Source organism: Mesorhizobium loti CJ3sym, from assembly GCF_000472785.1.
Lineage (GTDB): Bacteria > Pseudomonadota > Alphaproteobacteria > Rhizobiales > Rhizobiaceae > Mesorhizobium > Mesorhizobium loti_E.
Window position 1 is genome coordinate 34,818 of record NZ_AXAL01000022.1, and the last position, 16,988, is coordinate 51,805.

Annotated in this window: 15 protein-coding genes and 2 pseudogenes; 11 read left to right on the top strand and 6 right to left on the bottom strand. The window is 58.9% G+C overall.

Annotation, left to right across the window (positions count from 1 at the left end):
* The first annotated feature begins 28 nt into the window (after positions 1–28).
* The 3 genes and pseudogenes from A3A9_RS0126500 to istA form a co-directional block, all read left to right on the top strand.
* Positions 29–1,465, top strand: coding sequence for a hypothetical protein (locus tag A3A9_RS0126500; RefSeq protein ID WP_027061338.1), 1,437 nt, complete (start codon positions 29–31; stop codon positions 1,463–1,465).
* A gap of 778 nt (positions 1,466–2,243) precedes the next feature.
* Positions 2,244–2,501: pseudogene (locus tag A3A9_RS46545) on the top strand (Zn-dependent hydrolase); the annotation flags it as partial.
* A 113-nt stretch (positions 2,502–2,614) separates the two neighbouring features.
* Positions 2,615–3,808, top strand: a pseudogene (istA, locus tag A3A9_RS41345) (IS21 family transposase); the annotation flags it as partial.
* 618 nt (positions 3,809–4,426) lie between these two features.
* Here the strand turns inward: istA and A3A9_RS43020 are convergent.
* The 3 genes from A3A9_RS43020 to rocF all read right to left on the bottom strand — a co-directional run bounded on the left by A3A9_RS43020 (position 4,427) and on the right by rocF (position 7,021).
* Entirely contained in the window at positions 4,427–4,648 is a 222-nt protein-coding gene (locus tag A3A9_RS43020; RefSeq protein WP_082222240.1) for a helix-turn-helix domain-containing protein, read from the bottom strand.
* Between the two features lie 385 nt (positions 4,649–5,033).
* A complete protein-coding gene (locus tag A3A9_RS0126520; protein WP_027061340.1) occupies positions 5,034–6,089 on the bottom strand; it encodes an ornithine cyclodeaminase in 1,056 nt (351 codons plus the stop codon).
* Entirely contained in the window at positions 6,089–7,021 is a 933-nt protein-coding gene (gene rocF, locus A3A9_RS0126525) for an arginase (RefSeq protein WP_027061341.1), read from the bottom strand. The genes A3A9_RS0126520 and rocF overlap by 1 nt, the downstream gene beginning before the upstream one ends.
* A 135-nt stretch (positions 7,022–7,156) precedes the next feature.
* Here rocF and A3A9_RS0126530 point away from each other — a divergent pair, with 135 nt between their 5' ends.
* Entirely contained in the window at positions 7,157–7,597 is a 441-nt protein-coding gene (locus tag A3A9_RS0126530) for an Lrp/AsnC family transcriptional regulator (RefSeq protein ID WP_027061342.1), read from the top strand.
* Positions 7,598–8,007: 410 nt separating this feature from the next.
* Here the strand turns inward: A3A9_RS0126530 and A3A9_RS0126535 are convergent, their stop codons facing one another.
* Entirely contained in the window at positions 8,008–9,330 is a 1,323-nt protein-coding gene (locus A3A9_RS0126535) for a Zn-dependent hydrolase (protein ID WP_245279125.1), read from the bottom strand.
* A gap of 71 nt (positions 9,331–9,401) precedes the next feature.
* Between A3A9_RS0126535 and A3A9_RS0126540 the strand changes: the two genes are divergently transcribed.
* Positions 9,402–9,797, top strand: a complete 396-nt coding sequence (locus tag A3A9_RS0126540) for a RidA family protein (RefSeq protein WP_027061344.1) — start codon at positions 9,402–9,404, stop codon at positions 9,795–9,797.
* Between the two features lie 3 nt (positions 9,798–9,800).
* On the opposite strand, the gene A3A9_RS0126545 is transcribed toward A3A9_RS0126540, so the two are convergent.
* Both A3A9_RS0126545 and A3A9_RS0126550 read right to left on the bottom strand, forming a co-directional pair.
* Complete coding sequence (locus A3A9_RS0126545) at positions 9,801–10,919, bottom strand: aminotransferase class I/II-fold pyridoxal phosphate-dependent enzyme (protein ID WP_027061345.1); 1,119 nt, start codon at positions 10,917–10,919, stop codon at positions 9,801–9,803.
* A 10-nt stretch (positions 10,920–10,929) separates the two neighbouring features.
* Positions 10,930–11,874 (bottom strand): hypothetical protein, encoded by a 945-nt coding sequence (locus A3A9_RS0126550; RefSeq protein ID WP_027061346.1) that lies wholly within the window; start codon positions 11,872–11,874, stop codon positions 10,930–10,932.
* A gap of 292 nt (positions 11,875–12,166) precedes the next feature.
* Here A3A9_RS0126550 and A3A9_RS0126555 point away from each other — a divergent pair, with 292 nt between their 5' ends.
* The 6 genes from A3A9_RS0126555 (at position 12,167) to A3A9_RS0126580 (ending at position 16,983) form a co-directional block, all read left to right on the top strand.
* Complete coding sequence (locus tag A3A9_RS0126555; protein WP_027061347.1) at positions 12,167–12,934, top strand: transporter substrate-binding domain-containing protein; 768 nt, start codon at positions 12,167–12,169, stop codon at positions 12,932–12,934.
* A 37-nt stretch (positions 12,935–12,971) separates the two neighbouring features.
* Positions 12,972–13,658: an ABC transporter permease gene (locus A3A9_RS0126560; RefSeq protein WP_027061348.1), complete on the top strand. Its 687-nt coding sequence runs from the start codon at positions 12,972–12,974 to the stop codon at positions 13,656–13,658.
* A 1-nt stretch (position 13,659) separates the two neighbouring features.
* A complete protein-coding gene (locus tag A3A9_RS0126565; RefSeq protein ID WP_082222234.1) occupies positions 13,660–14,391 on the top strand; it encodes an ABC transporter permease in 732 nt (243 codons plus the stop codon).
* Between the two features lie 13 nt (positions 14,392–14,404).
* Complete coding sequence (locus tag A3A9_RS0126570; protein WP_027061350.1) at positions 14,405–15,562, top strand: aminotransferase class V-fold PLP-dependent enzyme; 1,158 nt, start codon at positions 14,405–14,407, stop codon at positions 15,560–15,562.
* Between the two features lie 105 nt (positions 15,563–15,667).
* Positions 15,668–16,585 carry a LysR family transcriptional regulator gene (locus A3A9_RS39555; protein WP_033838812.1) on the top strand — a complete coding sequence of 306 codons (918 nt, stop codon included), beginning with the start codon at positions 15,668–15,670 and terminating at the stop codon, positions 16,583–16,585.
* Positions 16,586–16,626: 41 nt separating this feature from the next.
* Positions 16,627–16,983 carry a hypothetical protein gene (locus A3A9_RS0126580; protein WP_027061351.1) on the top strand — a complete coding sequence of 119 codons (357 nt, stop codon included), beginning with the start codon at positions 16,627–16,629 and terminating at the stop codon, positions 16,981–16,983.
* Positions 16,984–16,988: the final 5 nt, after the last annotated feature.

Here is a 16,988-nt window from a genome sequence, read left to right on the forward strand (position 1 = left end):
ACGGTCGCAAGCCTATCGGCTACGAAGGTTGCGGGACCAGAACACCTATCGCGCGATCAATATCTCGCTGATGTGCGGAATCATTTCGTCCATGTATTTCGGCTCGGAGATGTTCCTGCGGTTGCCGGGATTCATCACAAACGTACCCCTCGGGCACTTCTTGTTCGGAGCCTTGTGTTACGGTGTCCTGCTAGGCATAGTCTTTTCGGGCAGGCGCACCCTTCACCGACGACGGTTCAAGCGCGAGAATGCACCCTCGATTGGCAATCCTGCGGCTCTTGCCATCGTGCACCAAGTCTCGCGAGCTTTTGGCATATCGGCCACGCCGATCGTGGGGGCCGCGGGTGGCTTTCGGGCATACTCAGTTGGTCTGAATAACATTATCAGCATCGACCCCGGTGGGCTAAGTCTGAGACACATCGACCCCATGAGATTCAAATTCAACGTGGCGCACGAGTTAGCGCATTGCGCGACAAAAGACTTCGCAGCTGAGGAAGTTGTGAAGGCCAATTACCTCGGCTGTTGCGCCTTCGTTGGATACACCTTCTACGAGAGCGTGTACCAAAGGGTATCTGTGGCTTATTCGTTTTGGTCGGCGGTCAAGCCTGGCGCAGTAATTTTTGGGCCTCCGATGTGGAAGGCCCTGCTGCTCGACGCACTCGATACGATCGATCTGGCCGCTACAATTGGGGTACTTCTCGCGGTCCTCCTCGCCGAGAGTCGGGCCTCACGACGGGGTCGAGAATTCCACGCCGACGCCCTTGCCGCCACTGTTGCTGGCCTGCCGGCGCATACTCTGGCCGATGCAGGTGGCGGCGGGACGTCCCGTTGGAGACGGTTCCGGGGTGCTCTCGGTTTCGGCGAGCATCCGTCAGTGCGCGACCGGAATCTGGCGCTTATCGACAGAGGGGTTGTGGAAAATGCGGACGGCGTCTTCATCTTCTCGATGTTCTTCCTGACGGCACTGATGGTTGAGACGCTGTTGCAGTTCGCGACGCAATCGGAGGTCCTTTCGAGCACGACGGCACATAGAGTCCGCGTGAACGACATCGCGGGTTTCTGCCTGTCCAGTGTGTTCGTCGGCTCCGTTTATGTGTTTTGTTGTTGGCTATTCATCTGCCGTGCAGCGCCCTTCGCGTCTCCCACTCTGTCGGAAGGGATTGCCGGGAAGTTCGCGCGGGATATTGCACGGCTGGGGTTTTCATCAACGCTGCTGGTGCTGCTGACCAGCCAGTCGACTTGGTGGGACCTTCGAGTGCTGGGGTGGGGGCTGCTGTCATATGTGATGTTTGAGGGCGACCGCCTAATGATCGTTGGTATCAGCGCTTTTACCCTAGGTGCTGCCGGGGTATGTGCACGAATACACTCTCTAGACGCGTACCGCGCCCGCGTTCGCCTTTTACTGGCCTTCCTCCCGGTGTTGGTCGTTGCGGCGATGTTCCTGTGGAGAAGCACAGCGCCCTGAGAACGCGTCATTGCCCATGCTCAACGTCCTTTTCGGCTTGGCGCTGATGTCAGGGCGGCAGTGACAGACTCGTTCTATACGGCCGACATCGCGTCTCAAGTAATGGCGCGTGGGCATTGGCTCCGTTTCTGCAGTCGTCAAGGAAGAATTGGCAATTCATCATCCCACTCTGATTGTAAGGGATCGCCGACAACTCGCTCAAAACACTCGTTTGCACGATCGTCCAGGATTATCTGTGACCAACAATGCCCGACGGGTATCGAGCGGCATCATTGTGGATCAAACCACTATGACCTGATTCATGATATTTATCAGCTGCTTATGGTCTGATTCTGGAAAGGTGGTGCCGTTAAATGGGGTATGTGCCAAGTGATCACTTGTGAACTTTCACGCTTGGGCATGATCGTATTTGCTCAGTACTCTGACGTCCCGATTAACCACAGATACCGAACGCTTACCTATCTGGCCAGCGACTCGGAACGACTGAACGGCCTCTCTGCTACTTTAGCGGTGCCACTTTTTCCCACGGCAGTTCGCGTGTGGGTCTTCAGACAACGAGAATCGATTTGTCCCAGCGATCCAACTCGCCGCTCGGATAGAGAATTGTTTTGCCGATCTTGAGGAACGACGGCCCGATCCGCATGCAAAGCAAGTTGCGAAGAGTCCCGCCGCTAATCGGTCAGCGATAGCGAGCGATGACTTCTTCAGGGGTGAGGTAGGTCGGGTCAGGCATGGACATTATAGATAGCAGAGTTGCGCAACAGCTTGCAAAGGAGCCGCTGCCCATGCCGAGACAACACCAATGTCGATGCGCCGCGACGCTGTTGTGCTAGCGCACGAACACCTGGCGGAAATCATCTCCAGAAAAAGATTTTTGGACACCTTGCGCATGATATGCGGCCGATGGAATGTCACGCCAAATTCCATAAACACTATCGCGTCTGAAACACGCTTCACGATAGACGCCCGCTCGGCAAGCGAGGAGACACTCGATCGGTTTGAGTCAGCTATCGAGACCGCCCATTTAGAAGTGTAAGTGTTGATTGCCACTGAGAACTGACCCGGTAGCACGGGATATTTCCACCGAGAATTGACCCATGTTTGAACTTTGCCCTGCGTGTTTTCAGCGGGGGCTACGGAGTGATCGACATGGCATTATTGAGCGTGATCCGACGCTGGCATTTTCGAGAGCATCTATCGATCCGTGAGATTAGCCGCAGGACCGGCCTGTCGCGGAATACGGTGCGCAAATACCTGCGGGTGGGCGAGGTNGAGCCGAAGTTCAAGGTTCCAGTACGGCCGAGCAGGCTTGACGCATTTGCCGACCGTTTGTCAGCTTGACTGAGGACGGAGGCAAAAAAGAACCGCGAACAGAAACGCACGATCAAGCAGCTTCATGCAGATCTGCTGAGCCTTGGCTATGAGGGGTCNTACGGTCGTGTTGCGGCTTTCGCTCGGGGGTGGAAGGCTGATCTGCAGAAGGAGTTACAGACGACAGGGCGCGGAACATTCGTGCCGCTTTCGTTCGATCCTGGTGAAGCGTTTCAGTTCGACTGGTCCGAGGACTGGGCAATCATCGGCCATGAACGCACCAAGCTGCAGGTGGCCCATACCAAGCTCAGCTACTCCAGGGCCTTCATCGTCCGGGCCTATCTGTTGCAGACGCACGAGATGCTGTTCGATGCCCACAATCATGCCTTCCGTGTCTTTGGCGGCGTTCCCCGGCGCGGCATCTACGACAATATGCGGACCGCGATCGACAAGGTCGGCCGCGGCAAGGAGCGCGACGTCAATGTCCGCTTCATGGCCATGGCCAGCCACTACCTCTACGAGCCTGAGTTCTGCAATCCCGCGTCCGGCTGGGAGAAGGGACAGGTCGAGAAGAACGTGCAGGATGCGCGTCATCGGTTCTTTCAACCGGTTCCACGCTTTCCATCACTTGAAGCCCTGAACGACTGGCTGGAGCTTCGATGCCAAGAGTTTTGGCACAAGACCCCGCATGGAAAAATGCGCGGCACCATTGCGGATGTCTGGGCCGAGGAAGCCCAGGCTCTCATGCCGGCGTCCCGTCTCTTCGACGGCTTTGTCGAATANACCAAGCGGGTCTCCCCAACCTGCCTCGTGCATCTGGAGCGCAACCGCTACAGCGTGCCGGCGTCGTTTGCCAATCGGCCCGTGAGCCTTCGGCTCTATCCGGATCGTGTCGTTGTCGCTGCGGAGGGTCTGATTGTCTGTGAGCATCGCCGCATCATCGATCGCTCGCATGATCGACCAAGGCAGACGATCTATGACTGGCGGCACTATCTNGCTGTCGTTCAGCGCAAGCCAGGCGCCCTACGCAACGTACGAGCGACGGGTTCTCCCGCGGATCGGTCACAATATTCCTCTCGAGGCGCCGGAGACGGTGATCAAAGCGGTGTTGGACTTGCACTGACAGCGAGATCTTGGGGCTTCCGGCTGGGACGCACACCTCCACTCGTGGCGGCGGACTCGTTGGCGGAAGGTTGCTCGGCGCGGAGACGGCAGCGGTGGAGAGTATCAGCCGACGTGGAGCCGTTCATGGATGCACCGCCTATAGCTAAGTTTCCATCGCATAACGCAGGAGGCGGCTGATGGAATCTATTGCGGCGTGAAATCGGCGTTGCATTGAGGGAAGGGCGCATTTCTTTCCCCCAATGACGCTCTCGCAGGACAACTGGCTACTTTTGCTTTCTATCACCCGTCGCGCGCCAGTTTGGCGCGCGCGACAGAGACGCTCAAGTCACGCATTTCGAAGCGAATTTTGATTAACGCGTGACACAGCGTGATCCAGCATGCCCGACGGGTATGGAGCGGGATCATTGTGGAGAACCATTGTAGTCTCTATAAGTAGCTGAAAAGTAACGGAAAAAGTTGCAATGACCAGCAGGATGGGTGCGGTAACTGGGGCCGGTCTTGCGTGCTCCTCAGTGATCATCATGCTCACTCACGAGCGCTCATCGTGAGTCGTTTTGACGCACGGCACGGCACGATATTGTTTTGGTCCCACGTATCAAGTTCCTCAGTCGGGTACAGCACGGCTTTCCCCACCTTGATAAAGGCCGGTCCAACTCTCATTGCTCGCCAGTTTCGCAGCGTTCCAACAGAGATGCTGCCGCGATAGCGGTCTGAAACCTCCTCAGCCGTTAAGAAACTTTCGGTCATCCATCTGGAGTCTCCATTTCGGGGATGGGCTTGCTCCTGGCGGCGTGGCAACTTGATGCATCCGTGCAGGCTCGGGCACACCCCAGAACGATTGAGCATGGAGTGTCATCATGATGCATGAGGTTTGTGGATTGGAAATGGAAGACGCGGACGATGGGAGTAGTAGCGACGGATACCGCCGGCTAGAAATCGAACGGTCTGCCAACCAAATTGCTTGGCGTTTCCCGGGATGGTCAGGTTCAGCCAAATGACTCATATTAAATGACCGTCGCCTCTCGGCCCAAGGCTGCCTGTCAGCAATGCGCCGCGTTTCGGTCGTTGAGGTCAGCTTTGCATCTGCATGAAAGCAGACTTCGCGGACCACGGCTCGTTCTGGTCGAGGTACTCACGCGGCAGGTTGCAGGGCTGCCCTCAACAGCATGCCAAATAGATCGCGCGGTTCGTCGGGATCGGCCAGCAGATCGAGTTCATCGTAGAGGCCGGTTGCCTGCAGTTGGTCGCGCACATAGCGCAGCGCCGAAAAATCCTCGATGGCGAAGCCGACGGAATCGAACAGTGTGATCTGCTTGGCATCCCGGCGGCCTGGCGCTTTGGCGGCGATGACTTGCCAAAGCTCGGTCACGGGATGGTCGGGGTCCAGTTGCTGGATCTCGCCCTCGATGCGTGTCTGCGGCGGGAATTCGACGAAAATGTCGGAGCGCAGCAGGGTGTCCTTGTGCAGTTCCGTCTTGCCGGGGCAATCGCCACCGACGGCGTTGATGTGGACGCCGGAGCCGACCATGTTGTCGGTGAGGATGGTGGCGTTCTGCTTGTCGGCGGTAACCGTGGTGATGATGCCGGCACCTTCAACCGCTTCCTGCCCGGTGCCGCAGATGGTGATGTCGAACCCCATGCCGGCCAGGTTCCTGGCGCATTTCAGCGAAGCGGACCGGTCGATGTCGTAGAGCCTGAGCCGATCTATGCCGGCCAACGCCTTGAAGGCGATCGCCTGGAATTCCGACTGGGCGCCGTTGCCGATGATGGCCATGGTGCGCGCACCGTCCGGCGCCAGATACTTGGCCGCGACAGCTGACGTCGCGGCGGTGCGCAGCGCGGTCAGGATTGTCATTTCGGTGAGCAGCATCGGATAGCCGCTGCCGACGTCGGCGAGTACCCCGAAGGCGGTGACCGTCTGCAGCCCCTGGCGCATGTTCTTCGGATGGCCGTTGACGTATTTGAAGCCATACAGGCGCCCATCGCTTGTCGGCATCAACTCGATGACGCCGTCATGGCTGTGCGAGGCTATGCGAGGCGTCTTGTCGAACAGTTCCCAGCGACGGAAGTCCTCCTCGATATAGCCGGCGAGTTCAGTCAGGAAGCGCTCAACGCCAATGGCGATCACTAGCTTCATCATGCGGTCGACGCTGACGAACGGGACGATGTTCAACTTTGCCGTAGTCATCAAAAGCTCCCGGAATGGCTGCGAGTGGGGCGGTCCATGATGCGGCGGCCCATCAGGCTCGCCGTCAGGTCGACCATCAGCGTCGCGGTCCGGCCACGCTCGTCCAGAAAGGGATTCAGTTCGACCAGGTCGAGGCTGGAAACGAGGCCGCTGTCGGACAGCATCTCCATCACCAGATGCGCCTCGCGGAACGTTGCGCCGCCGGGAACCGTGGTGCCGACAGCCGGCGCGATCGACGGATCGAGGAAGTCGACGTCGAGACTGACATGCAGCAGGCCGTCTTCCGCCGACACGCGCGCCAGGAAGGCGCGCAGCAGCGGCGCGATGCCATGCTCGTCGATGGCGCGCATGTCGTGCACGGTCACGCCCGCCTCGTTGAGCGCCCGTCGCTCCGCCGGGTCGACACTGCGCAGGCCCATGGTGCAGATACGCTTGGGATCGACCGCTGCCGGCAGGTCCGGAAAAAAGCCGCCAAAACCCGGCTGGCCGCTGGCATAGGCGAGCGGAACGCCGTGCAGATTGCCGCTGGCGGTGGTGTCGAGCGTGTGGAAGTCCGGATGCGCGTCAAGCCACAGCACGAACAGCGGGCGCCCGCTTTCGGCGGCGCGGCGGGCGACGCCCGATACCGTGCCAGCCGAGATCGAATGGTCGCCGCCGAGAAAGATCGGCATGGCATCCTTGCTCGCCGCATAGGCGGCTTCGGCAATGGCGGATGTCCACGCCGATACCTCGGGCAGGGCCTTCAGCGCCAGATTGCCATGCACGACGCGCCTTGCCGGAAGCGGCTGGACCGCGCCCAGATCCTCGACGCTGTGGCCGAGGCCGGACAGCACCTCGCGCAGGCCGGCGGTCCTGAGCGCACTCGGCCCCATCTCGCATCCCATTCTGCCGGCACCGTCCTGCACCGGCGCCCCGACGATTCTGCAACGCATCTGTTTTACCAACCACCAAGTTTCGAATGGCCGGCAGGAGACCACGGCCAACCGGCGATATGAACAGGGTGAATTGGCAATCCGAGAAGCATTGTTTATCGTAATGGCAGCGAACTTGATCAAAATGGTACCTCGATGGACGCGCTGGACGAACGCCTGGTGACCCTGCTTAGACATGACGCCAGGCGCAGCGTGTCGGATCTTGCCGTCGATCTCGGCGTCTCGCGCGCCACCGTCAGGGCGCGCATGGAGCGGCTGCAGCGGTCCGGCGATATTATCGGCTACACGGTAGTGCTGCGCGCCGACGCGGTCGATCAGCGCATCCGCGGTATCATGCTGATTGAGATTGAGGGCCATGCCGCCGACCGCGTGGTTCGTGCGCTGGGCGGCTTCCCTGAAGTCTCAACCATCCACACCACTAACGGTCGCTGGGACCTAGTGGTTGAGCTCGGGACGGCCTCGCTGACTGATTTCGATGCCGTGCTGCGGCGCATTCGCCTTATAGCTGGGATCACCGGCAGCGAGACCAGCCTGCTATTGGCCACGCCGCGCACGACGCGAGCAAGACTGACCTAGCTGGTCAAAGACCAAACAGAACATCCACGGCTCAACCGCCTTGCTATCCCAGAGCCAGTGCGAGAGCGAAAAGCACCAATGCCACCAGGACAGTCGTTGCCGACGACTGCGACAGAGATTGAAAAAGAAAACTTTGGGACCTTGTGAATACCGGTCGGCATGGGAGATGACGTGGAGAATTGCTCATCGAAGATTTGACCCGCTTCGGCCTGATTTTCCAACGGTTGCTATCTAAGAGCCGCGCACTTTGTTCCTAATTGCGTAGCAGCCTTGGGCTCAGGTACAGCGCGCTCCTGGAAGTCTAACTGATCGCGGCGATGCGCTCACATCGGTCGTCAATCTCACATATTCTTCATCAGCTCCGACATCGGCCGTCATGAACAGACGGCGTGACGGCTCACATCAGCCTCCTAGCAATAGGCCAGCTTGTAGAGTGTCCCGGCCAGCACCTTGATGCCGTCAACAATGTCATCAATCGACGAAAATTCCTCAGGCGTATGGCTCCTACCGTCCTTGCTCCTGACGAAGATCATCCCGGCACGGGCGATCCTCGACATCTGCTGCGTGTCGTGGCTGCCGCCACTGGACAGCGTGCCCAGCCGGATGCCCTGGTCCGCCGCTGTTGCCTTTATTGCTGCGACGATCTCGGGGTGGCAGATCAGGGGCGCCTGGTTTTCCACCACCGTGATCTTCACTTTCAGGCCGCGACGATCCGCAACCTCGCGGATCAGATTTTCGTGCAGGGTATAAAGCCGCTGCACAGCATCTGGATCAGGATGCCGGGCATCGATCATGAAAGTGACTTTCGCAGGAATGATGGCCGGCAGGTTGGGTTCGACGCTGACTTGCCCCACGGTCGTCACGGCCGGCCTTCCCCAACGCTCCGCGGTTGAGATGAGGCCGCCGGAGATTTCCGCAAACCCCCCCATCGGATCGCGGCGCGCATCCATAGGAAAGGCGCCGGCGTGATTTGCCTCTCCGGTCAGTTCCACACGGTAGTGACGCAGTCCGTTGATCGCGGTGACGAGGCCGACCCCAAGACCGTCGGCATCGAGCACGGGACCCTGCTCGATGTGAAGCTCGATGAACGTGTCGATGTCGTCGCGCTGCGCCTTGCCGAGGTCGTTGGGATCAAGTCCAGCAGCCTTCATAGCTTGGCCAATCGACACCCCGTCGCTGTCTACCAGTTCGTCGAGTTCGCGCGGCTCGATGCAGCCGGTTATGGCGCGCGAGCCCCAGAGACTTGCTGCGGGGAAACGGCTTCCCTCCTCCTCGCAAAGTGCCAACACTTCCAATGTGCGGCGAGGCTGGCCGAATTGCTTGGCAAGTGCGTCAACCGCAACTAGCGCGGCGATAGCGCCTAAGGCACCGTCGTAGCGTCCGCCGGGTGTCTGACTATCGATATGCGATCCGGAGACGACCGACGGTCCGGGCTCTTTGCCTTGAAGCTTTCCCCAGACGTTGCCGACCGCGTCGCTGTGCACAGCCATGCCCGTTTCCCTACACCAATCTGCGAACTTGTCGGCCGCCGCCACCCATTCCGGTGAATAGACGGTGCGCCAGACGCCGGTACCGCTGTGCTCTCCGAATTTGCCGAGCTCGAATATCAGCCGTTCGACATGTTTAGGGTCGACATTGATCGATTGTGCCACGTCGGTCTCCCTTGCAATCCAGTCAGCCTGCACGCCGATATATGGAGCGTCGTTTCTCTTTTCATAAAGGTCAGTTTCCACTTCTCATAACCAATCACCAGCAGCCGGTCTTATGAATGCGTCTGTGGGATCGAGGCAGATCGGAAAACATCATGACGATTGAATTCATTGCGGGGCCTAATGTGGAAGGGCTAACAATTTCGGAGGCGGTTCGCGCCGGCGATTTCGTATTCTTGTCGGGCCTTGCCGGCTTCGGGCCAGACGGAGAGATCGTCAGCGGTGGGGTTGCGGCCGAGACCGATCGCATCATGCTGGAAGTGAAGGACATCCTCCAGCGGGCGAGCTTGCGTCTTTCAGACATCGTCAGGATCAACGTCTACCTGCAAGAGGCTACGGACGCGCACGAGTTCAACACCGCCTATGCAAAATACTTCCCGGGTTCGAAACCAGCGCGGACCGCCACCGTGGCGGAACTGCTCAATGGCGGACTGGTTGAACTGGAGGTCGTAGCCTACGATGCTAAGTCGGAAGGCCGCGAGGAACAGTGATGGTCAATTGAACGACCGCCTCTCGCGCAGATATTCGTCGATCCCGGCCAGACCGCTCTCAAGGTGATGTGGGTCAACGCCGAAGCCCACACGAATATGACCCTCAAGACCGAACCAACTGCCTGCACAAACGAAGATGCCCTTGGAGCGGCGCAATTCTTGCACGAAAGTCTCTGACGGCATGTCCATGTCGTAGCGAAGGAATGCCATGCCGCTAGCTTGTGGCACGACCCAGGACCAACCATCACGGCCTTCGAGCCATTCGGCCACCCGCTGACGCCCGGCGAAGAGGATTTCGCGTCCGCGCGAGAGTAACTTGCTACGCACTGGCTCGCCCACCGCTCTCTCGGCGACGAACTGCGAGACGACGCCAGTGCCGATGCTTGTATAGTCTTGGAACCGGTGGCCCTCAGCTACCAGCGTTTGCGGACCGATCATCCACCCCATTCGAAGGCCGGGGCAACCGAAGGATTTCGCCAAACCGCCCGTCACGATGACGCGTTTGCCCATCCCATAAATGGTCGGGGCGTCTGTGCCATCGATCTCCGAGCCGCGATAGATTTCGTCGACATGCAACCAGATGCCAGCGCGATCGCTCAGTTCTGCAAGCGCTTGCCGGGAAGATGGGGTGAGTGTGGTGCCAGTCGGATTGTTGGGATCGCAGAGCGTGATCAGCTTGGTCCGCGGGCCGATTGCCGCCTCAAGAGCAGCGATATCGGGTTGCCATCCATCGCCCGGCCGCAGTGCAACCTGCGTGACTTCGATCCCGAGGCTGTCAGCTAGGCCAGCGATCTGCATGAAGTTCGGCACGACGACGATGATGTGGTCGCCGCGCCCGGCTAGCGCCATCAGGGCCAGCAAGTTCGCTTCCGAGGAGCCGTGGGCGACCAGCACGTTTTCCGAAGCCGCACCGGGATACCAATCGGCGATTGACTGGCGCAGCGATGGATTGCCGTCCGTATATCCATAACCCAAGGGCAGGGAGGCAAGCTCCGCCAGTTCGGCTACGGACAAGATTTCCGAGATCGCCGCGGGGTGAACGCCGCTCTCCGTCAGATTGATGGCAACATCGTTCTCATAAAGCGTCTGGCTTCGTTCGAGGACGAAAGTAGGAATCTGCATCGGGTACCCCTCAAGTTGTTCGTGCGACCACTGCTTTGGCAATCATGATGTCCTGCACGGCGACACCGGTTAGATCGGCCAGCGTGATGTCCTCGGGCGAGCGCCGACCCGCCTTTCCAGAAATAACATTTCCAAGCTCGACCACCCCCTCTGGCCTCATGGCACCGGCCGCTATCGCGGCGTGGATTTCTCCGCGCACCAGACACTGCGGGATGCTGTCGGCGACGACCAAGGTGGCCTGCTTCAGGATCATCGGATCGATCTCGTTCTTTTCGGGCGTATCCGAACCCATCGCAGTGATATGCGTGCCGGGCCTGATCCAGCCCGCCAGTAGGTATGGTTGATGGGCAGCGGTCGTCGTGACGATCAGCTGCGACGAAGCTGCAACCTCTTCTGGGCTTGTCGCCACACGAGCGTTGTAGCCCATCCGCGCGATATCGCGCACGGCTTCGGTCGCCCGCTCGGCATCACGGGCCCACAAGACAAGGTCACGGCATCCCGTCACGCGGCGCAGATAGTCGGCCTGCAGGCGCGCCTGCACGCCGGCGCCGCAAATGCCAATAATCTCCAACCGCGGCGGTGCGAGGTGACGCGCAACGACAGCGCCTGCAGCGGCGGTCCTATGATTGGTGAGTTCCCCTTCCTCGAGAAGGATGGAGAGAACCTGACCTGTCTTTGCGGAGAGAACCAGCATGCAACCGGAGAACGGTCGCAACCCCAGTTTCGGATTGTTGAAAAACCCCGTTGCGAGCTTGACGACGAACACGTCGTCGCCACGCACTGCACCGTATTTGATGTGAAGCTCGCCGCTTTCATCAGGGAAGAGAAGTTCGCCAACCGGCGGGACCTCGACCTTTCCCTCGGACAGGGCGACAAAGCCGCGCTCGATCTCAGCGACGACGTCGATGTCCGGCAGCGCTTTGAGGATTTCCTCAAGTGACACGATCTTCGTCAATTTCATCTCCCGAGCAGGACCGATCAATTCGATAGCGCCGCATCGCCCTAGCATGGGACCCGATGCCACTTGGTTGCCTAGTTTGGAAACCTGGCTTGAGGAATTAGGTAACGCATGAAACCGCGGCTGCACTAACGTTGGAACAGCGGAAAGGCCGGACGGCACAAGCGGCGCGAAGCAGTTTCGCAAAGGTACGCCGGCTTCGGTTGCGACGACAAGATCGCCTGGCGCACCCAAGGAATGGCACATCGTCAACGAGCGGCAATGCCCGCGAAATCCAGGGGAACAAAGAATGAGAAACAAATTGCTTGGGCTGGCTGCCCTACTCGGAATTGCCCTGATGCCGGCGGTTGCCATAGCCGGCGACGTCACGTTCGCTACAGAAGCGGCATATCCGCCCTTTAACTTTCGAGCCGCGGACGGCTCGATAGCGGGCTTTGAAATCGATCTAGGGAATGCACTCTGCAAGAAGATGAACCGGAATTGCACCTTCGTGGCCCAGAATTGGGACGGCATGATCCCGGGTCTACTGGTGAAAAAGTTTGATGGAATCTTTGCCTCGATGACCATCACCGAGGAGCGCAAAAAGCAGATCGACTTCACCGATCCATACTATCAAACAGCTGCTTCGTTCGTTGCGTCCGACGGAACCAAGATCGACTTTGCCGACAAGGCTCTGGGCGGGCTAAAGATCGGCACGATTCCGGGTGTTGCCCAATGCTATCTGGAGAAGACCTATCCGAATGCTAGCGTCCAAGTTTACCAGAACGCTGAAGACATGTTCCTTGATGTCGCTGCCGGCCGACTGGACGCGGTTTTCTCCGATCGGATCCAGCTCGACTTCGGCTTGCTGAAGACCGAGCGCGGCAAGGGCTTTGCATTCAAGGGTGACCCTGTCAGCGAACCTGGTTGCTTCGGTGCAGGCATTGGGATCGGCCTCAGAAAAGACGACACCGAGCTCCGTGAGGCGTTGAACAAGGCGATCAAGGAGGTTCGCGCCGATGGCACCTATAAAACGATCAACGACAAATATTTCAGCTACGACATCTTTGGCAAGTGAACGCGCATTCTCCCGAGCACCACGATAGAAGGTGACCGTGGCTGACACTGGCGACTACCTGCCGTTTGTGCTGAAGGGCGTCTACGTCACGATTGCGTTGAGCGTGTGCTCGCTCCTGCTGGCGACGGCACTGGGCCTGATCGGTGCGTGGGCAAAATCATCGAAATTCTCGGCCGTGCGCAGCGCGGCCGAGACGTACACCACCCTGGTCCGGGGCGTTCCAGACCTGGTGCTGATGCTACTCCTCTACTACGGCGGCCAGGCGGTTGTTAACCGGATCGGCGACGCCACCGGATTGTGGGTCAGGCTGCAACTCGACCCATTCACCGTCGCCGTTGCAGCGATTGGCGTCATTTTCGGGTCCTACATGACCGAGACGTTCCGTGGTGCATATTTGTCGATCCCGCGAGGTCAAAGCGAGGGCGGCAAGGCACTCGGCATGAACGGCTGGATCCTCTTCAAACTGGTCATCTGGCCCCAACTCATGCGCAACGCCATGCCGAGCTTCACCAACAACTGGCTCAGCCTGATGAAGACGACTGCCCTGGCGTCGGTGATGGGGCTGGAAGACATCGTGAACAAGGCGAACGCAGCTGGACGCGCAACCCACCAACCATTCACCTTCATCTTCATCGTTTTGATCATCTATCTCGGCCTGACGATCGCTTCAGACGTGGGACTGCGCTTTCTCGCCAGACGGCTTCGCGTGGCGGAGACCGTCTGACATGGAAACCGCGTGGTCGAAGCTCCAGGATTTATCACCGATCGATCTCGGTGTTATCGCCACCAACTGGCCGCTCTTCGCCAAAGGCCTGATCAACACGCTGCTGCTGGTCTCGCTACCCTTGCTGCTGGCCGCAGCGATCGCCATTCCTCTGGCGGTGATCCGGGCGCAAAAGCTTCGCGTCCTTAACCCGATCGTGTTCGGCTATACCTATGTTTTCCGCGGCACGCCGCTGCTTGTCCAGCTCTACCTCCTCTACTACGGCGCCGCGCAGTTCGAGCTTATACGCCATTCGTTTTTGTGGCCGGTGTTGCGCGGGGCGTGGGGGTGCGCCTTCCTCTCCATCACGCTCTGCTCCGCCGCGTATCTCACGGAGATCCTCAGGGGTGCGATTGAAGGCGTCCCCAAAGGCGAAGTCGAAGCCGCAAAGGCTCTCGGTCTTTCCGGTGTCCGGCTCTTCTGGCTGATCGTTTTCCCCTCCGCCTGGCGACGTTCGCTGCCGCCTTTGTCCAACGAAGTGATCTTCACGCTGCATGGCAGCGTGGTCGCAAGCACCATAACCATTATCGACATCCTGGGCGCCGGAAGGATGCTCAACAACAAATATTATCTCGCCGCTGAAGGCCTGCTCACTGCTGCCGTCCTCTACCTTGCGCTCACCTTCGTGATCACAGCGGTATTCCGCCAGCTTGAGCGCAAATATCTGTCGCATCTGAAACCAGCACGATCCTGAAGGGAGCTAGACATTGGACAACCACGCAAACGAGGGCCGCCTGGCATCGCTGGACGTTTTTCCGCCGGCGCAATCTTACGTGTATCTCGATGCCGCATCCGTCGGGCTAACGCACAAGACGGCGGCCGAAGCGATCAATCGGTGGCAGACACAACTTGCCGAAGATGGAACTGTGACGTTCGATGAGGAATCCGAGGTCAAATGCTTCGATGACCTGAACGCGGCCGCGGCCGAGCTCTTCAACGCAACACCTGCCGACATCGCGGTCGCCTCCAGCGAGACGGTGTTGATGTCGTCGCTGGCCTGGGCGGCGATGCCGAAAAAAGGATCGACCATCGTTGCCACATCCATAACGCATCCGAGCACAGTCTACCCATGGATGCGGGTCGCGCAGCACACTGGTGCCGAGATGCGCTGGGTGAAGCCACGCGAGGCCATGGCCATCGACGTAGACGAACTGCTTGGCGCGATCGATGCCAACACCTCCGTCGTTTGCATTTCGCATGTGGAATACGGAACTGGCCAGATCTACGACCTGAAGGCGATTGCGGACAAAGCACACCGCCATGGTGCTCTGTGCGTCGTCGATGGAACCCAGTCGGCCGGGCAGGTCGTGGTTGACGCCGTGGGTAGCGGCATCGACGCCGTGGCAACCTCGACATACAAATGGCTGTGCGGTCCTTTCGGTACAGGCCTGACGTATATCTCGCCTCGCATGCAGGACATGAACCCCGGCCTTTTGGGTTGGCGATCGCACAAGGACATGTGGGATTTTCAGGCCGACAGGGTTGAATTGCCAAAGGGGGCGAAGCGCTATGAATTCGGCACCATGGCCTATGGCACCGCAATTGGCGCGACGGTCAGCTTGCGCTATCTGCTGGACACGGGCATCCCTGCAATCCAGGCGCACAACGCGACAATCTCAAGGCTATTGATCGACGGATTGCGTGAACTCGGCGCCGAAGTCCTCGGTCCAAAGGATTCAAATCAGCGCTCTGCGACCGTGGCTGCGCGATTTGCCGGGAAGGACAGCGCCGAATTTGCTAGGACGCTGAAGCAGAACAACGTGATCGCTTCGCTGCGGAAGGACTTCATCCGCTTCTCCCCGCACTTCTACAACTCCGCCGAAGATATCACGCGGGGACTGGCGGCGATCCGAGCAGCTTTGTGAACTCTCCGCATCCGACACCTGCGGGCAGCTTGTAGGCCCCCCCTTGGTCCCTTAGTGTGGCTCGGGCGGGTGCAAACTGGCCCCCCGCCTGAGCAATGATCAATCATGAACTGGCCACATCGACTTTTCACGGGCGAGATCGGCGACGCCGAGATCAAGTTGCTCCGCATCTTCCGCACCGTGGTCGATTGCGGTGGTTTCTCTGCCGCTGAAGTCGAGCTAGGCGCTTCAAAGTCCGCGATTAGCAAGCAGATGAGTGATCTGGAGATCCGCCTCGGCATGCGGCTGTGTAACCGAGGCCGAGCGGGCTTCAGCCTCACGCCAGAAGGTGAGCGGACCTATTCCGCGACGAGCCAATTGCTTGCCTCTCTGGAGATTTTTCGCTCACAGATCAACGACACGATGGCCGGCCTGACCGGGACGCTGTACATTGGACTGGTCGATACGATTGTCACGCAATCGGATTCCCCTCTGCATCGCGCCATCTCGGCCTATTGCGGCAAGCACAAGGACGTTGGCATCAGGATTATCTCCGGATCGTCCGCGGAAATAACCCGCGGCGTCCAGGAGATGCGAATCCATGTCGGTGTGACGATCCTCGAAAAAGAGCATCCGGACATCTCGGCCGTGCCTCTTTTCGAAGAGGTGAGCCATCTCTACTGCGGGCCAGGGCATCCGCTGTGGCCTCTCGTCGACAGCGATATCCAGATCGCTGACCTGTCCGGACGGGCGTTCGTCCAGCACGGCTATTCGGAGGCAGAGCGAACCTATGTCGATCGCATGAACATGTCGTTGAAAGCGATCTCACATGTGACCGAGGGCGTCCTGTTCCTCATTTTGTCGGGAAGCTATCTCGGCTTTCTTCCAACCCATTTTGCGCAAATCTGGGAAAAGCGAGGAGAGATCCGTCCGATCTTGACCAGCGATGTGGCCAAAAAAACGGAGTTTTCGGCAATCGCCAACCGCAAACTTGTCAAGAACGCCCTCATAGGCTGTTTCCTGGATGAAATCGCGCGACAGTAGACATCGGCGGCAGGTCGATTTGAAGAAATCTGGAGGCTCTAATGCGCATTCAACGTGTTTATGCCGCCATTGCAGCGGACATTGCCGCAGCCAAAGGATTCTACAGGAAGCTCCTTGATCGGTCTGACGATCGTCCGACGGACGTTCTTATCCAGTCGCGCGAGATAGCCGACACCAACATCCAGATTTTCGAGAACCAGGAAAACGCTGGGTCGAGCATGTGCCATCATTGGTACCGAAGATGGACGATTCACGCGATTGGAATAGTCGGACCAGCTCTTGACTGGCAGCGCGGTGATGACATCGCAAAAATCTCCAAAATTACCGACCGTACGGCAAATCAGATCACCCTCGCCGAGCCGCCGAAGGCACGTACAGTAAAATCTTCAAAAGCATAACCCGC